This window comes from Nonomuraea sp. NPDC050790, assembly GCF_044456745.1.
In the GTDB taxonomy this organism is placed as follows: Bacteria; Actinomycetota; Actinomycetes; order Streptosporangiales; family Streptosporangiaceae; genus Nonomuraea.
On sequence record NZ_JBITGF010000010.1, the window covers coordinates 43,403 to 57,399 of the forward strand.

10 protein-coding genes are annotated in these 13,997 nt (G+C 71.2%); 3 read left to right on the forward strand and 7 right to left on the reverse strand.

What is annotated here, in order from left to right; all coding sequences use genetic code 11:
* Positions 1-10: 10 nt before the first annotated feature.
* The 6 genes from ACIBEJ_RS40985 to ACIBEJ_RS41010 all read right to left on the reverse strand — a co-directional run bounded on the left by ACIBEJ_RS40985 (position 11) and on the right by ACIBEJ_RS41010 (position 9,134).
* The gene (locus ACIBEJ_RS40985; protein ID WP_397188355.1) at positions 11-838 is read right to left on the reverse strand and encodes a carbohydrate ABC transporter permease; all 828 of its coding nucleotides are present in this window, start codon (positions 836-838) and stop codon (positions 11-13) included.
* Positions 835-1,716, reverse strand: a complete 882-nt coding sequence (locus tag ACIBEJ_RS40990) for a carbohydrate ABC transporter permease (RefSeq protein WP_397188356.1) — start codon at positions 1,714-1,716, stop codon at positions 835-837. Before ACIBEJ_RS40990 ends, ACIBEJ_RS40985 begins: the two co-directional genes overlap by 4 nt.
* Positions 1,717-1,765: 49 nt before the next feature.
* Positions 1,766-3,064, reverse strand: coding sequence for an ABC transporter substrate-binding protein (locus tag ACIBEJ_RS40995; RefSeq protein ID WP_397188357.1), 1,299 nt, complete (start codon positions 3,062-3,064; stop codon positions 1,766-1,768).
* Positions 3,065-3,173: 109 nt separating this feature from the next.
* A complete protein-coding gene (locus ACIBEJ_RS41000; RefSeq protein WP_397188358.1) occupies positions 3,174-3,953 on the reverse strand; it encodes an AMP-binding protein in 780 nt (259 codons plus the stop codon).
* Between the two features lie 391 nt (positions 3,954-4,344).
* On the reverse strand, positions 4,345-6,705 hold the full coding sequence (locus ACIBEJ_RS41005; RefSeq protein WP_397188359.1) for an ATP-binding protein: 2,361 nt from the start codon (positions 6,703-6,705) through the stop codon (positions 4,345-4,347).
* 20 nt (positions 6,706-6,725) lie between these two features.
* Positions 6,726-9,134, reverse strand: a complete 2,409-nt coding sequence (locus ACIBEJ_RS41010; RefSeq protein ID WP_397188360.1) for a LuxR C-terminal-related transcriptional regulator — start codon at positions 9,132-9,134, stop codon at positions 6,726-6,728.
* A 142-nt stretch (positions 9,135-9,276) separates the two neighbouring features.
* Between ACIBEJ_RS41010 and ACIBEJ_RS41015 the strand changes: the two genes are divergently transcribed.
* Positions 9,277-11,142 (forward strand): ABC transporter ATP-binding protein, encoded by a 1,866-nt coding sequence (locus tag ACIBEJ_RS41015; RefSeq protein WP_397188361.1) that lies wholly within the window; start codon positions 9,277-9,279, stop codon positions 11,140-11,142.
* Here the strand turns inward: ACIBEJ_RS41015 and ACIBEJ_RS41020 are convergent.
* Positions 11,139-12,062, reverse strand: coding sequence for an aldo/keto reductase (locus ACIBEJ_RS41020; protein ID WP_397188362.1), 924 nt, complete (start codon positions 12,060-12,062; stop codon positions 11,139-11,141). The two genes, ACIBEJ_RS41015 and ACIBEJ_RS41020, sit on opposite strands and share 4 nt — an antisense overlap.
* 69 nt (positions 12,063-12,131) lie before the next feature.
* On the opposite strand from ACIBEJ_RS41020, the gene ACIBEJ_RS41025 reads away from it, so the two are divergent.
* Entirely contained in the window at positions 12,132-12,500 is a 369-nt protein-coding gene (locus tag ACIBEJ_RS41025; protein WP_397188363.1) for a MerR family transcriptional regulator, read from the forward strand.
* A 36-nt stretch (positions 12,501-12,536) separates the two neighbouring features.
* Positions 12,537-13,994, forward strand: coding sequence for a peptidoglycan D,D-transpeptidase FtsI family protein (locus tag ACIBEJ_RS41030; RefSeq protein ID WP_397188364.1), 1,458 nt, complete (start codon positions 12,537-12,539; stop codon positions 13,992-13,994).
* Positions 13,995-13,997: the final 3 nt, after the last annotated feature.

The following is a 13,997-nucleotide window of genomic DNA, read 5'->3' on the forward strand; positions in this document are numbered from 1 at the left end:
ACCGCTTGGTTCAGCCCTTGAGCGCGCCGGCCATCAGCCCGCGCATGAAGAAGCGGCCGAGCAGGACGTAGATGATCATCGTCGGGATCGAGGCCAGGATCGCCGCGGCCATCTGCTGGCTGTACGGCGTGGCCTGCGCACCGGCGATGTTGTTGAGCATGACGGTCGTCGGCCAGCTCCTGGGCCCGGTGATGAACACGGCGAACAGGAAGTCGTTCCACAGCGAGGTGAACTGCCAGATGATCACCACCGCGATGGCCGGCCCGGAGACGGGCAGCACGACCGACCAGTACGTGCGCAGCAGCCCCGCGCCGTCCACCCGGGAGGCCTCGATGAGCTCGTCCGGGATGGTGACGTAGTAGTTGCGGAAGATCAGGGTGCAGATCGGGATGCCGTAGACGACGTGGGCGAGGATCAGTCCGGGCAGGCCGCCGTAGAAGACGCCCTGGACGCCGAACAGGTCGTTGAGGCCCACCAGCAGCTCGACCAGCGGGATCATCACGCCCTGGTAGGGGATGAACATGCCGAACAGGAACAGCGTGAACAGCACGTCCGCGCCGGGGAAGCGCCACTTGGACAGCACGTAGCCGTTCATGGAGCCCAGCGCGCACGACAGGATCGAGCCGGGGACGGCGAGCAGCACGCTGTTCCAGATGCCGGGCGCCAGCTTCTCCCACGCCACCCGCCAGGGCTCCAGCGTCCAGGTCTGCGGCAGCGCCCACGCCTGCGACGGGTCGGCCTCGGTGAGCGGCTTGAAGCTGGTCGCCAGCAGCACGTAGATCGGGATGAGGAAGACCACCACGAAGGCCAGCAGCAGGGTCAGGCGCACGGCCTTCATGAACGCCTGTCCTTCCGTACGGTCCAGATGAGGTAGGGGATCACGAAGATCGCGACGCTGAGCACGATGTACGACGCGATCGTGGCGCCCTTGGCCGGGTCGTGGGAGTCGAAGACCGCCACCCACATGAAGACCGCCGGCACGTCGGTGATGATCTGCTTGCCGGACACCGCCACGATCAGGTCGAAGACCTTGAGCGAGATGTGCCCCAGGATGATCAGCGCCGACAACGTGACCGGCCGCAGCAGCGGCAGCACGATGTGCCGGTAGACGCCCCACTCGGTGCAGCCGTCCACCCGGGCGGCCTCGCGCAGCTCCTCGGGCACGCCGCGGAAGCCCGCCAGGAAGAGTGCCATGACATATCCGGACATCTGCCAGATGGCAGGGATCGCCATCGCGGCCATCCCCCAGTCCTGGTCACGGAACCAGGCCCACTGCGGCAGCCCGATCGTGTCGAACAACCGGTTCAGGCCGACCGCCCGCTCCCCGGTGCCCGAGTTCATGAGCCACCGCCACACGATGCCGGTCGCCACGAACGAGATCGCCATCGGGAACAGGTAGATCGCCCGGAACGTGCCCTCGCCCCTGATGCCCTTCTCCATGAGGAAGGCCAGGAACCAGCCGAGCAGCAGCGCGCCCAGCACGAACACGACCGTGAACAGGATCGCGTGGTTGACCGAGAGGTGCCACCTCTCCAGGTCCCAGATGTCGATGAAGTTCTTCAGCCCGACGAAGTTCCCCTCGGCCACCTCGCTGTGCTTGTCGGTCATGGCCAGCCGGACATTCCAGCCGAGCATGCCGTACACGAACACGCCGATCGCCACGATGGACGGCGCCACGAGGAGGAGCCCAGGCAGCCAGGTGCGTGCCCGTCTCACAACCAGTCCTTTCCAAAGGGGGTACGGCCCGGCCGTACCCCCTCTGATGTCACTGCGCGTTGGCCGTGGCCGCGTCGGCCAGACCCTTCTGCAGCGCTGCCACGTCCTGCTTGCCCAGGTAAAGGCCGACCTGCTCGTTGATCGCCGTGAGCCACGGCTGGCTGACCGCCACACCGTGCTGGACGGAGCCGGCCAGCTTGTTGCCCGACCAGTCCTTCAGCGCGTCACCGAGGTAGTCGGTGTAGAGCGCGGCGTCGGCGTCCTTGCGGGCGGGGATGGATCCCTTCTTCGGGTTGAAGGCGTCCTGGCCCTCCTTGCTGGCCGCCACCTTGAGCCACGCGAGCGCGCCCTCACGGTTCTTGGCGCCCTTGGGCAGGGTGAAGCTGTCCGACAGCCACAGGTAGGTGCCCTCGGTACCGGGCGCGGGCGCCCAGTCGAAGTCGGTCTTCGACGTCTTGCCGAGGCCGCCGTCCGGCGGGTTGTGGAAGTAGCCGTAGGCCCAGTCGCCCATGATGTTGAAGGCCGCCTGGCCGTCGGCCACCTGCTTGGCGGCGGGCTGCCAGTCGTCCTGCGGGTCGCCCGCGAACGACATGATGGTCTTGAAGCTCTCCAGCGCCTTCGTCACCTCGGGGGCGGCCCAGTTGGCGCCCGGCTTGAACAGCGCGTTGTAGCCGTCGGTGCCCAGCGAGCCGAGCATGACGTTCTCCAGCAGGTGGGTGACCGTCCACTCCGAGCCGATCGAGAGCGGGATCTTGCCCTTGGCCTTGACCTTGCCCAGGGCCGCGATGAAGTCCTCGATCGTCTTCGGCGCGCCCTCGACCCCGGCCTCCTTCAGGACCGCCGGGTTGAACCACAGCACGTTGGAGCGGTGGATGTTCACCGGCACCGAGTAGATCTTGCCGTCCACGCTGATCTGCTCGACGAGCTGGGCCGGGAAGACGTCCTTGAGCTTCAGCTCGTCGTAGAGCGAGGTGAGGTCCTCAAGCTGCCCGGCCTTGATGTAGCCCTGCAGCTCGGCGCCCGCGTGCCCCTGGAAGGAGTCCGGCGGCTCGCCGCCCTGGAGCTTGGTCTGGAGCAGAGCCTTCGCCTTGTCACCGGAACCACCCGCGACCGCGGCGTCCAGGAACTTCAGGTTGGGGTTCTGGGTTTCAAATATCTTCCTCATCGCCGCCAGACCGTCGGCCTCCCCAGGCCCGGTCCACCAGGAGAAGACCTCGACGTCACTCGACGCGGCCTTCGTCGCGCCATCGGTGGCCTGGCCTGCGGGCGTGTTCCCACCGCCACAGGCGGTCACTCCGAGCAGGCCAGCCATCGTGATCGCGACGGCTGCCAACCACCGTCGTCGCATCGCACACCGTCCCTTCGAGACCCCCGAACGAACTCAGGTTGACAACGTTGTCAGTAGGGCCATCAACCCACTTCGCCCGCGGCGACGTCAAGGCATGCGCGATAACAGCTCAGAGACGTTCGAGCTCGCCGCCCGGTCCGGTCACGACCGTGACGCCGAAGTCGTGCTTGGTGCCGGGCAGATCCGCGGCGTCCGACATGGCCGCCGCCACGACCAGCGCGCCGCTCAGGACCGCCAGCCCGACCAGCGCGATCAGCTCATACCCGTCATCCGGTTTCCAGGTGGCCAGGACCACGTCGGACTCGGTCAGCTTCACCTGCTCGTCCAGCTCCGCCATCCGCGCCAGCAGCTCCGCCTGCGCCATGCGGCGCCCGCCCGGAAGCACCAGCGCGTCCTGCAGCCGGGAGTCCACCGACGGTAAAGGCGCCGGTTCCAGCATGAGCAGGTCCGCGAAGTCGATCGTGTCCACCACGGGGCCGAAGGCGATCACCTGCCGGACCCGCGATTCCTCCACCGCTCGCAGCGACAGGGGCGCCAGGTCCGGCGTGGTGATCAGCGTCCGCGCGTCGCACTCCGAGAGCCGCTCGGCCAGTTCCGCCCCCGACAGGCGCGGGTCGAGCGGCGCGGCGACGCCACCGGCCGCCAGCACGGTGTGGACGGCCAGCGTCTGCGCGCAGGCCGTGCTCACGTGCACGCCGACGACCTGTTCCCGTCTGGCGCCTCTGCGCACCATTCCGGAGGCCGCCCTGGTCACCTCGGTGACCAGCTTGCGGTAGCTGTAGACGAGGCCGCCGTGGAGATCCACCAGCGCCGGCCGGTCGCCTCGTTCGTAGGCCCGGCCGAACACCTCGTTGGTCACGGTGCCCGCAGACGAGACGATCGGCTTCATGCTTAGGACGGTACGGCGGGCGTGCGTACCACAGCATCCACCGATGTATGTATACCGATGTGCATTCACCGCTTCCTCGACACTTCGTCAACCGAATCCGTTGCGGGGCGGGCTCGAGCCCTGCGCGGCTCGAGCCCGCTGTCGCGTGCCCCGGACCAAAACCCCCACCCCTCCGAGGAGGCCCTGATCCGTGATGGGCACGCGACGCTCCCGGGTGGATCGGCCGGGCGCGCCTCCGGTGTGGGCACCCCGGGAGCCGGGGTTCCGAGGTTCGCGCCGGTCGGCCGATCACATGGCAAACGCTAGGCCGACCTGGAGCCCCGCACATGCACTGAGATGGCCATTCGAGGATGTATCCGCCGGTGCGGGAAGATGTGTAGAGAGGTTGCGCTCAGCGCTGCTCGATGACCCAGGCGGCGATCTGTGTACGTGTGGAGAACCCCAGCTTGGCCAGGATGTTCGCCACGTGCCTGGCCGCCGTCGCCGGGCTGATGACCAGCTCGTCGGCGATCCCCCTGTTGCTGAGTCCCCGTGAGACCAGCTCGGCCACTTCCAACTCCCTGGCCGTCAGCCTGCTGTCCTGGCCCACGGGCACCACCGGCGCGTCCGTGCGCTCGGGCAGGGTGCCGTCGAGGGCGCAGCGCACCGCGTCGTCCGCGCTCATCGCCGACCCCTCCGCCCACAACTGCCCCACGAGCGCCTCCCCGAGGCTGCGGCGGGCGGGCGCGAGGATCTCCTCCTCGCGCGCCTCGGGACGGCGTCCGCGCAGCGCCACCGAGGCCGAGATCAGCAGTACCGCGCGCCGTTCGTCCCCCTCTGCCACCAGCAGCCCGGCCCACGCCTCCAGCCGGCGCGCGATGCCCGTGCGCAGCCCGGCGTCGCGGCTCAGTTCAAGCGCCTCGGTCAGCCGGTCGCGCGCCTCGCGCAGGTCGCCCTGCTCCAGCGCCACCCTGCCGAGCCCGGCCAGGCAACTGATGATCTGCTGGCGGGCGTCGACGTGGCGTACCAGGCGCAGGCCGCTCTCGTAGTGGCGCTTGGCGGTCGCGGTGTCGCCCACCCGCCGCGCCACCTGGGCCAGGCCGATGTGGCCGTTGGACAGGCCCCAGTGGTTGTCGAGCCGCTCGCACAGCGCCAGCACCTCCTCGAAGGCCCGCCGCGCCTCGTGCAGGCGGCCCTCGTGCAGGGCCAGGCCCGCCCTGGTGCCCTGGGCGATCGAGGCCAGCACCTCGTCACCGCTCTTGGCCGCCACCGCCAGGGCCAGCTCCAGCGGCTCCTGGTCGCCGGTGGCCTGGGCGCACAGGATCATGCCGACGGCCTCGCCGTAGCTGTCGCCGACCGACCTGCACATGCCGAGGCCCGAGCGCGCGCACCGCGCCGCGGTCGTGAGGTCGCCGCCCTGTACCGCCAGCTCCCCGCGCAGCAGCGTCGCCTGCCCGAGCAGCCCGAGGTCGCCGGTCTGCGTGGCCAGGAGGCGGTCCAGGGGCCCGGCCAGGCCGAGGTTGCGGCCACTGGCCACCAGCATGTAGCGCATGTCGGTGAGCATCCTGAGCGCGACCTCCTGGCGGCCGATCGCGATCGACCAGTCCAGCGCCGCCGCGATCTCGGTCTTGAGGCCGTCGAAGAGGTTGCCGAAGCGCTCCATCACCGCCCAGGACGTGTGCGCGCCCGGCGCCACCGCCTGCCTGAACTCCACCGCCAGCCGGGCCATCGCGGCCAGGTGCGCCCGGCGCAGCTCGACCTCCTCGTCCGTCTGCGCCAGTTGCTCGACCGCGTACTCCCTGACGGTCTCCAGCAGCCGGTAGCGAGCCTCGCCGGCGATCTCGCCGTCCACCACGACCAGCGACTTGTCCACCAGGTCGCACAGCCGGGGCAGTACGTCCTCCTCCGGCAGCCCCTCGCCCTGGCAGACCCACTCGGCCACGTCGAGGGTCCAGCAGGAGCGGAAGACCGCCAGCCGGCGCAGCAGCAGCCGCTCCTGCTCCGACAGCAGCCGGTAGCTCCAGTCGACCGCCGCGCGCAGCGTGCGCTGGCGGGCGGGAGCCGTACGCGCACCGGCCGACAGCAGGCGGAAGCGGTCGTCGAGGCGCTCGACGAGCTGCCGCAGCGACAGCGCCCTGACCATGGCGGCGGCCAGCTCGATCGCCAGCGGCAGCCCGTCCAGCGCCCGGCACAGCCCCACCACCTGCGGCAGCTCGTCGTCGCTCAGCTCGAAGCCGGGACGCACCGCCGCCGCCCTGGCGTGGAAGAGGCGCACCGCCTCAGAGCGCCGGGGGTCGCCGGCCAGCGACAGCGGCGGCACCCGCCAGACCGTCTCGCCCGGCACCCGCAGCGGCTCCCTGCTGGTGGCCAGCACGGTCACCCCCGGGCAGGCGCCGACCAGTTGCCGCGACAGCTCCGCGCACTCGGCCACGAGCTGCTCGCAGTTGTCGAGCACGACCAGCACGCGGCGCTCGCCGATCCGCTCGCCCAGGGGCGTGCCGGGCTCGGCGGCCAGCCCCAGGGCGGCCGCCACGTGGTCGGACACGCTCTCGTCGGCCCCCAGGTCGGACAGGTCGGCCAGCCGCGCGCCGCCGGAGAAGCGCGGCGCCATCCTGGCCGCCAGGCGGATCGCCAGACGCGTCTTGCCGATGCCCCCCGCCCCGCACAGCGTCACGACGCGCGCCACGTCGAGGAGCTGGACGAGCTCGTCGACGTCCGACTCGCGGCCGACGAACAAGTTGGGCTCGGCGGGGAGGTTCCAAGCGGTAATCATCACTCTGAGTGTGACATCGACTACTCGTTCATACCATGCTCGATCGCCCAGGTGGCCACCTGGGTCCTGGAGGTGAAGCCGAGCTTCGCCAGGATGTTGCTGACGTGCCTGGCCACGGTGGCCGGGCTGATGACCAGTTCCTCGGCCAGTTTCCTGTTCGACAGGCCGCGGGCGATGAGGCCGGCGATCTCGCGTTCGCGCTCGGTCAGGGTGCCGTCGGGCGCGATCGGGACGGGGATGCCCATGCGCCGGCGCGCGGGCGGCTCGCCGCGTACGGCGTAGTCGATGGCCTGGTGCCAGGGCAGCGTGCGGCCCTCCGCCCACAGTTGCGCCACCATCGTCTCGCCCAGCGCGCGCCTGGCAGGCGCGAGCAGCTCCTGGACGCGCGCGCCGCTCATCGTGAGCAGCAGCGCGCCGCCCATCCGCTCGCGCAGCGCCGAGGCCGCCGCCATCAGGCGTACGGCCCGCACGTGCTCGCCCTCGCGCAGGGCCAGGTCGGCGAAGCCGTCGATCAGCTCGACCGCGACCGCCCGCTGGCCGAGGCCGGAGCTGAGCGCCAGGCTCTCGGCCAGCCTGCGCCGCGCGGTCTCGAAGTCGCCCAGCTCCGTGGCGATCCGCCCGAGTCCGGTCAGGCAGCGGATGCGCTCGCCCCGATGGTCGATCGGGTCGAGCAGCTCCTGCGCGTACTGGTAGTGCTGCGCCGCCGCCTCCAGGTCGCCGCGGGAGTGGGCGATCTGGGCCAGGCCGATCACCGCCAGCGCCATCCCCCAGTCGTTGGCGTCGCGGTGGCTGTCGATCATCTGCTCGTACAGCCTGGCCGCCTCCCTGAGCTGCCCTGCCCCCTGCGCGTGCAGCGCCTTGACGTAGATCACCAGCGAGCGCACGTAGCTGTCGCCGGCCTTGCGCGCCAGCTCGGCGGCCCGGTCGAGGGTCAGCTCCTCGTCGCCCGCGCCCACCGCGCACATCATGATGATCGCGAACGCCTCGCTGACCAGGTGGCCGCTCGCCCTGCTCAGGCGCACCGCCTCGCGGCCGTAGCGGACCACGCCGACGGCGTCGCCGCCGAAGAAGCAGACCACCGACCTGAGCGCCAGCGCGTGCGCCACCTGGTCGGGCATGACCGAGGCGGAGTCCTGCAGCAGCTCGTCGATGTGCCTGGCCGCCTCGTCGAACCGGCCGCCCGCGATGATCACCCACTGCAGGTCGGTGCACATGCGCAGGCCCCGCTCGACCTGACCGGTACGGCGGGCGTACCCCAGCCCCGCGTACAGGTTGGGCTGCATGGCGTCGATGACCAGCGCCCGCCGGGTGATCTCGGGCCAGTGGCGCCGGTCGCAGGTCGCGATCAGGTCGCCGAGCCGCTTGGAGATCAGGAACATGCACTCCAGGTGCCGCTGCCTCAGCTCCTCCTCGTCGCCGCACTCCTGCAGCCGCTGCCTGCCGTAGTCGCGCACCGTGTCGAGCATGCGGTAGCGGATCTCGCCGCCCGCCTCGCCGTCGGCCAGCACCAGCGACTTGTCGACCAGCTCGGCCATCGTCACCAGCACCTCGTCGGCGGCCAGTCCCGGGCACGGGCAGGTCAGCTCGGCCAGCTCCAGGGTCCAGCCGCCGCGGAAGGCGGTCAGGCGCTGCAGCAGCAGCTGGGCCGGCGCGCTCAGCATCCGGTAACTCCACTCGACCGTGGCCAGCAGCGTGCGCTGGCGGGCGGGCGAGGAGCGCGAGCCGCTGGTCAGCAGCTTGAACCGGTCGGACAGCCGTGACCTGATCTGCTCCACCGACAGCACCCTGGTCATCGCCGCCGCCAGCTCGATCGCCAGCGGGATGCCCTCCAGCTCGGCGCAGAGCGCGCCGACCGCGGCGTCGTCCTGCGCCGTCCAGGTCAGCCCGCCGCCGGCCACCGACCGGTCGACGAACAGCCGGACCGCGTCGCTGCCCCGGCCCGCCACCGGCAGCAGCGACAGCGGCGGCACCCGCCAGACCGTCTCGCCCACCACCCGCAGCGGCTCGCGGCTGGTGGCCATCACCCGCAGGTCGGGGCAGGCGCCCAGCAGGTAGGTGCACAGCTCGGCGCAGTGCTCGATCAGGTGCTCGCAGTTGTCCAGGACGAGCAGTTGCTTGCCGCCGCCGACCGCCGTGGCCACCGCCTGCGCGGGGTCGCCGTCGGGCGGGACCTGCACGCCGAGCACCGCGGCCACGCGCTGGGCGAGCAGGTCGCCGGCGTCGAGGTCGGCCAGCTCCACCAGCCAGACGCCGTCGCTGAACACCTCGACCGCCTCGTGCGCCACGCTGAGGCACAACCGCGTCTTGCCGATGCCGCCGGTGCCGCACAAGGTCACGACACGCACCGCCATCAGCAGGCGCAACAGCTCATCCAGGTCGGACTCCCTGCCGATGAACGCGTTGGGAACCGTCGGAAGGTTCGTGGGCACCGTCGTGACTCCTCGCGGGGGGGCGGGCAACAGCACTACCGACAGTGTTACACCCGTCACGCAGAATTTGGGGCCAGCAAGACCAGGCTTATCTGACCTGGAGGCAGATCGGATTGTCAGTGCGCTGCCGCACACTGCTTTCATGGCCGACGACGCGCTGGAAATCGGCGAGATCACCATCTCCGACTGGTACGCCCACACCGACCAGATGGCCGAGGCCGGATTCCTCACCATCGCCAGGCGGCTGCCCTCGCTGATCGGCCAGGCCATGCGCCTGGCCTGGCGGGCCAGCCCGCGCGACACCGTCGCCACGATCACGCTCAACCTGCTCGGCGGGGTGTTCACCGCCTTCGGGCTGCTGGCGACGACCGGGGTGCTGACGGCGCTGTTCAGCGAGGGTCCCACGCCCGACCGGGTGATGGCCGCGCTGCCGAGCCTGGCCCTGGTGGCGGGGGCGGCGGCGATGCGCACGGCCGTGCAGGCCGGGGCGGGGTGGGCGCAGTCGCGGCTCGACCCGCAGGTGAGCAGGCAGACCGAGGAGCGGCTCTACGGCCTGACCAGCCGGGTCGAGCTGGCCGCCTACGACGACCCCGACTTCCACGACGCGCTGCAGCGGGCCAGGATGCGCGGGGTGTCGATGGCCGACGAGGTGGTCACCTCGGCCATCGACGTGGTCACCGCCCTGGTGGGGCTGCTGGCGGTGGCCGGCGTGCTGGGCGTGCTGCACCCGGTGCTGCTGCCGTTGCTGCTGCTGGCCGTACTGCCCGACGCCTGGGCGGCGGTGCGCAGCGCCCGCATGCGCTACACCACCCTCTACACCCTCATCCCGGCCAACCGCCGCAAATGGATCATCGCCGAGCTGCTCGCCGACCGGCGGCCCGCCGCGGAGGTCCGCTCGTTCACGATGCGCGGCTTCCTGCTGCGCATGTACGACGCGGTCGCCCGCGCCGAGCAGGAGGTGCTGCTGCGCCTGGCCAAGCGCCAGACGCTGACCAGAGTCGTCGGCGAGGCGCTGGGCGGGCTCGGCAGCGGGCTGGTCTACGTGGCGCTCGGGGTGCTGCTCGCGCTCGGCTCCATCCCGCTGGCCGTGGCGGGCACCGCGGTCCTGGCCATCCGCCAGGGCCAGTCGTCGCTGGGCAACCTCATGTACGCCACCAACCGCCTCTACGAGGAGGGCCTCTACTTCACCGACTTCCTCAACTTCTGCGAGGACGCCGAACGCCGCCTGGCCAAGCCCCGCCCGGCGGCGGCCCCCGAGTCCTTCGCCCGCATCCGCGCCCAGGACGTCACCTTCGCCTACCCGGGCTCGGACACCCCGGCGCTGAGCGGCGTCTCCGTCGAGATCGGGGCGGGCGAGGTCATCGCGCTCGTGGGCGAGAACGGCTCGGGCAAGACCACGCTGGCGAAGATCCTCTCCGGCCTCTACGAACCCGGCACAGGCAGCGTGACCTGGGACGACGTCGACCTGCGCGACGTCGAGCCGGACGCCCTGCGCGGGCGCACCGCGGTCATCGCCCAGGATCACACCCGCTGGCCCCTGATGGCCCGCTACAACATCACCATGGGCACCGACAAGGGCGAGGAGGCGCTGGAGGCGGCGGCCAGGGTGGCGGGGGCCGACGCGGTCATCGCCGACCTCCCCCACGGCTACCGCACCCTCCTCGACCGGCGCTTCAAGGACGGCCAGGAGCTGTCGGGCGGCCAGTGGCAGCGCATCGCCGTGGCCCGCGGCTTCCACCGCGACGCCCCGCTGCTGATCTGCGACGAGCCCACGGCCGCCCTCGACGCCCGCGCGGAGCACGCCCTGTTCGAGCGCATCCGCGACCACGCCGACGGCCGCACGGTCCTGCTCATCACCCACCGGCTGGCCAGCGTCCGCTACGCCGACCGCATCTACGTCCTCGACCACGGCAAGGTGGTGGAGTCCGGCACCCACGCCGCCCTGATGGCGCTGAACGGCCTCTACGCCGACCTCTACACCCTCCAGTCGTCGGCCTACCGGGACTAGACGGCGGCGTCGAGCCGGTCCTTCTGGTCCTGGCTGAGCGTCAGCGCGGTGGCGCCGATCGCCTCCTCAAGCTGGGCCATCCGGGTCGCGCCGACGATCGGCACGTGGCCGTCGGCCAGCAGCCAGGCCAGCACGACCTGGTTCGGGGTGGCGCCCAGCTCGCCGGCCACCTCGCTCAGCGCCGCGAGGCGGCGGGTGGTGCCCGGGTGGTCGTAGGACTCGGGCAGCGGGCGGTCGGGGCGTCCGGTGTAGGAGCCGGACATGAGGGTGTTGTAGGCCCACAGCGTGACCCCGGTGGCCGCCGTGTGCTCCAGCGTCTCGTCGGTCACCAGCACGTGGGCGCTTTCGGCCAGGTGGGTGAGCGGGCGCGGGCGTAGGTAGGTATGGCGGAGCTGCAGGTGGGTGTACGGCATCCAGCCGTGCGCCGCGGACAAATTCCTGGCCCGCTCCAGCCGCCAGGCGCGCATGTTGCTGGCTCCGAGGCCGCGGATCTTGCCGTCCTTGGCCAGCGCGTTGAACGCCTCCAAAGACTCCTCAAGCGGGACGGAAGCATCGTCGATGTGCGACCAATACACATCGATGTAGTCGGTCCGCAATCTCCGGAGGCTGCCTTCGGCGGCCTTCGCGATCGCCGCCGCCGACAGGCCCTCCATCGAGTCGAGCGTGCGATCGCCGGGGACCGTCGGCCGGGCGCCGGCCTTGGTGCTCAGCACCACCCGGTCCCGCGCACTCCGCGCGCTCAGCCACGCCCCGATGGCCGCCTCGCTCTCGTCCCCCGTGCGGCCCTCCACCCAGAAGGGGTAGTTGTTGGCCGTGTCGATCATCGTGCCGCCGGCCTCGGTGAAGCGGTCGAGCAGCGCGAAGGTGTCGTCCATGCCGACGGCGGTGCCGAAGCCGATCGTGCCCAGTGCGATTCTCATGGCGACGACTCTGGGCGCTGGAGCCCGCTCCAGGTCAAGTTTGACCTGGAGTGCACTCCAGGTGGGACGATGGCGAGCGTGAGCGTCTACACACCCTCGGAAGTCGTCGAGGAGACCGGCTTCAGCCTCGACACGTTGCGTTACTACGAGAAGATCGGGCTGCTGTCCGGCATCGAGCGCAACTCCGCAGGCCAGCGCCGCTTCTCCCAGCGCGACCTCGGCTGGCTGAACCTGATCCGCTGCCTGCGCGACACCGGCATGCCCATCGCCGAGATGCTGCGCTTCGCCGAACTGGTACGCCAGGGCGAGCACACCGTCGCCGACCGGATCACGCTCCTGGAGGAGCACGACCGCCGGGTCAAGGAGCAGATCGCCAACCTCGCCGAGCAGCAGAAGTACATCCACCACAAGATTTCCTACTACCGCAGCGTCCTCTAGCCCTGGCTTGGAAGTCCGGCTGTTAGACCGAGGAGCATGGCCGGACCCAGGGCGAAACGGATCAACATCCCCCTGCGCCAGGTGGCGCTGATCTGCTCGGTGATGTTGTTCGCCCTGCTGGCCAACGTCACCTACCTCCAGGCGTTCGAGGCGCACAGCCTGAACGCCGATCCGCGCAACCAGCGCACGATCATCGCCAGGTTCGACCACGACCGGGGTGACATCTCCACCTACGACGGCTCGGTGATCGCCTACAGCGAGCGCGCGTACGGCGGGCCGTACCTCTACCGGCGGATCTATCCGGACGGCGAGCTGTACGCCCCCGCGACCGGCTACCTGTCCCTGTACCGCGAGACCGGCGTCGAGCACGCCGAGGACGGCGTGTTGTCCGGCAGCGACGCCAAGGTCAAGGTGCGCGCCCTGGTGAAGGACGGGATCGCGGCGGGGGCCGACGTCCGGCTGACGATCGTGGACCGGGTGCAGCGGGCCGCGTACGAGGCGCTGCGGGCGACCGGGCTGCCCGGCGCCGCCGTGGCGATCAACCCGGTGACCGGGGCGATCCTGGCGATGGCCTCCTACCCGTCGTACGACCCGAACGCCTTCGCCGTGTTCGACCCCCGCGCGCTCGCCGCGACCGACCGGCGGCTGCGCGCCGACCCCCGCAGGCCGCTGCTGAACCGCGCGCTCGGCCAGAACTACCCGCCCGGCTCCACGTTCAAGGTCGTGACCGCGGCGGCGGCGCTGGGGTCGGGCGCCTACACGCCGTCCTCGCAGGTGGACGCGCCCACCCGGTTGCTGCTGCCCGGCACGACCACCTCGCTGGCCAACTCGGGCGGGTCGGCGTGCGGCGACGGGCATCCGCCGCTGGGCTACGCCTTCCAGGTCTCCTGCAACACCGCGTTCGCCAACATCGGCCTCGACCTGGGCTCGGACACGCTGCGGGAGGGGGCGCAGGCGTTCGGGTTCGACACCGACGAGCTGACCGTGCCGCTGCCGGTGGCCGAGAGCGGCTATCCGAAGGGCATGGACCAGGCGCAGACCGCCCTGTCGGCGATCGGCCAGTACGAGGACCGGGCGACGCCGCTGATGATCGCCATGATGTCGGCGGCGGTGGCCAACCGGGGCACGCTCATGCGCCCGTACCTGGTGGAGGAGGCCGGCCTGCCGGACGGCTCCGTCATCAACCGGGCCTCGCCCACCGAGTACCGGACCACGATGTCCGAGGCGGTCGCGGCCGACCTCACCGCGATGATGGTCGCCGTCACGCAGCCCGGCGGCACGGGCGCGGGCGCGGCGATCCCCGGCGTGGCGGTGGCGGCCAAGACCGGGACGGCCGAGCACGCGCGCACGGCCGCGGCGCACGCGGTCATCACCGCCTTCGCCCCGGCGGACGCGCCGGAGGTGGCGGTGGGCGTGGTCGTGGAGAACGGCGGGTCCGGCGGCGGGACGGCGGCGCCGATCGCCCGCGCCATCCTCAGCGCGGCCCTGCCGTGAGGC

What these genes read in the sequence shown, in the direction of transcription:
- ACIBEJ_RS40985 (WP_397188355.1), bottom strand. Translation starts at nt 838, where the DNA reads ATGAAGGCCGTGCGCCTGACCCTGCTGCTGGCCTTCGTGGTGGTCTTC.
- ACIBEJ_RS40995 (WP_397188357.1), bottom strand. Translation starts at nt 3,064, where the DNA reads ATGCGACGACGGTGGTTGGCAGCCGTCGCGATCACGATGGCTGGCCTG.
- ACIBEJ_RS41000 (WP_397188358.1), bottom strand. Translation starts at nt 3,953, where the DNA reads ATGAAGCCGATCGTCTCGTCTGCGGGCACCGTGACCAACGAGGTGTTC.
- ACIBEJ_RS41005 (WP_397188359.1), bottom strand. Translation starts at nt 6,705, where the DNA reads ATGATTACCGCTTGGAACCTCCCCGCCGAGCCCAACTTGTTCGTCGGC.
- ACIBEJ_RS41015 (WP_397188361.1), top strand. Translation starts at nt 9,277, where the DNA reads ATGGCCGACGACGCGCTGGAAATCGGCGAGATCACCATCTCCGACTGG.
- ACIBEJ_RS41020 (WP_397188362.1), bottom strand. Translation starts at nt 12,062, where the DNA reads ATGAGAATCGCACTGGGCACGATCGGCTTCGGCACCGCCGTCGGCATG.
- ACIBEJ_RS41025 (WP_397188363.1), top strand. Translation starts at nt 12,132, where the DNA reads ATGGCGAGCGTGAGCGTCTACACACCCTCGGAAGTCGTCGAGGAGACC.
- ACIBEJ_RS41030 (WP_397188364.1), top strand. Translation starts at nt 12,537, where the DNA reads ATGGCCGGACCCAGGGCGAAACGGATCAACATCCCCCTGCGCCAGGTG.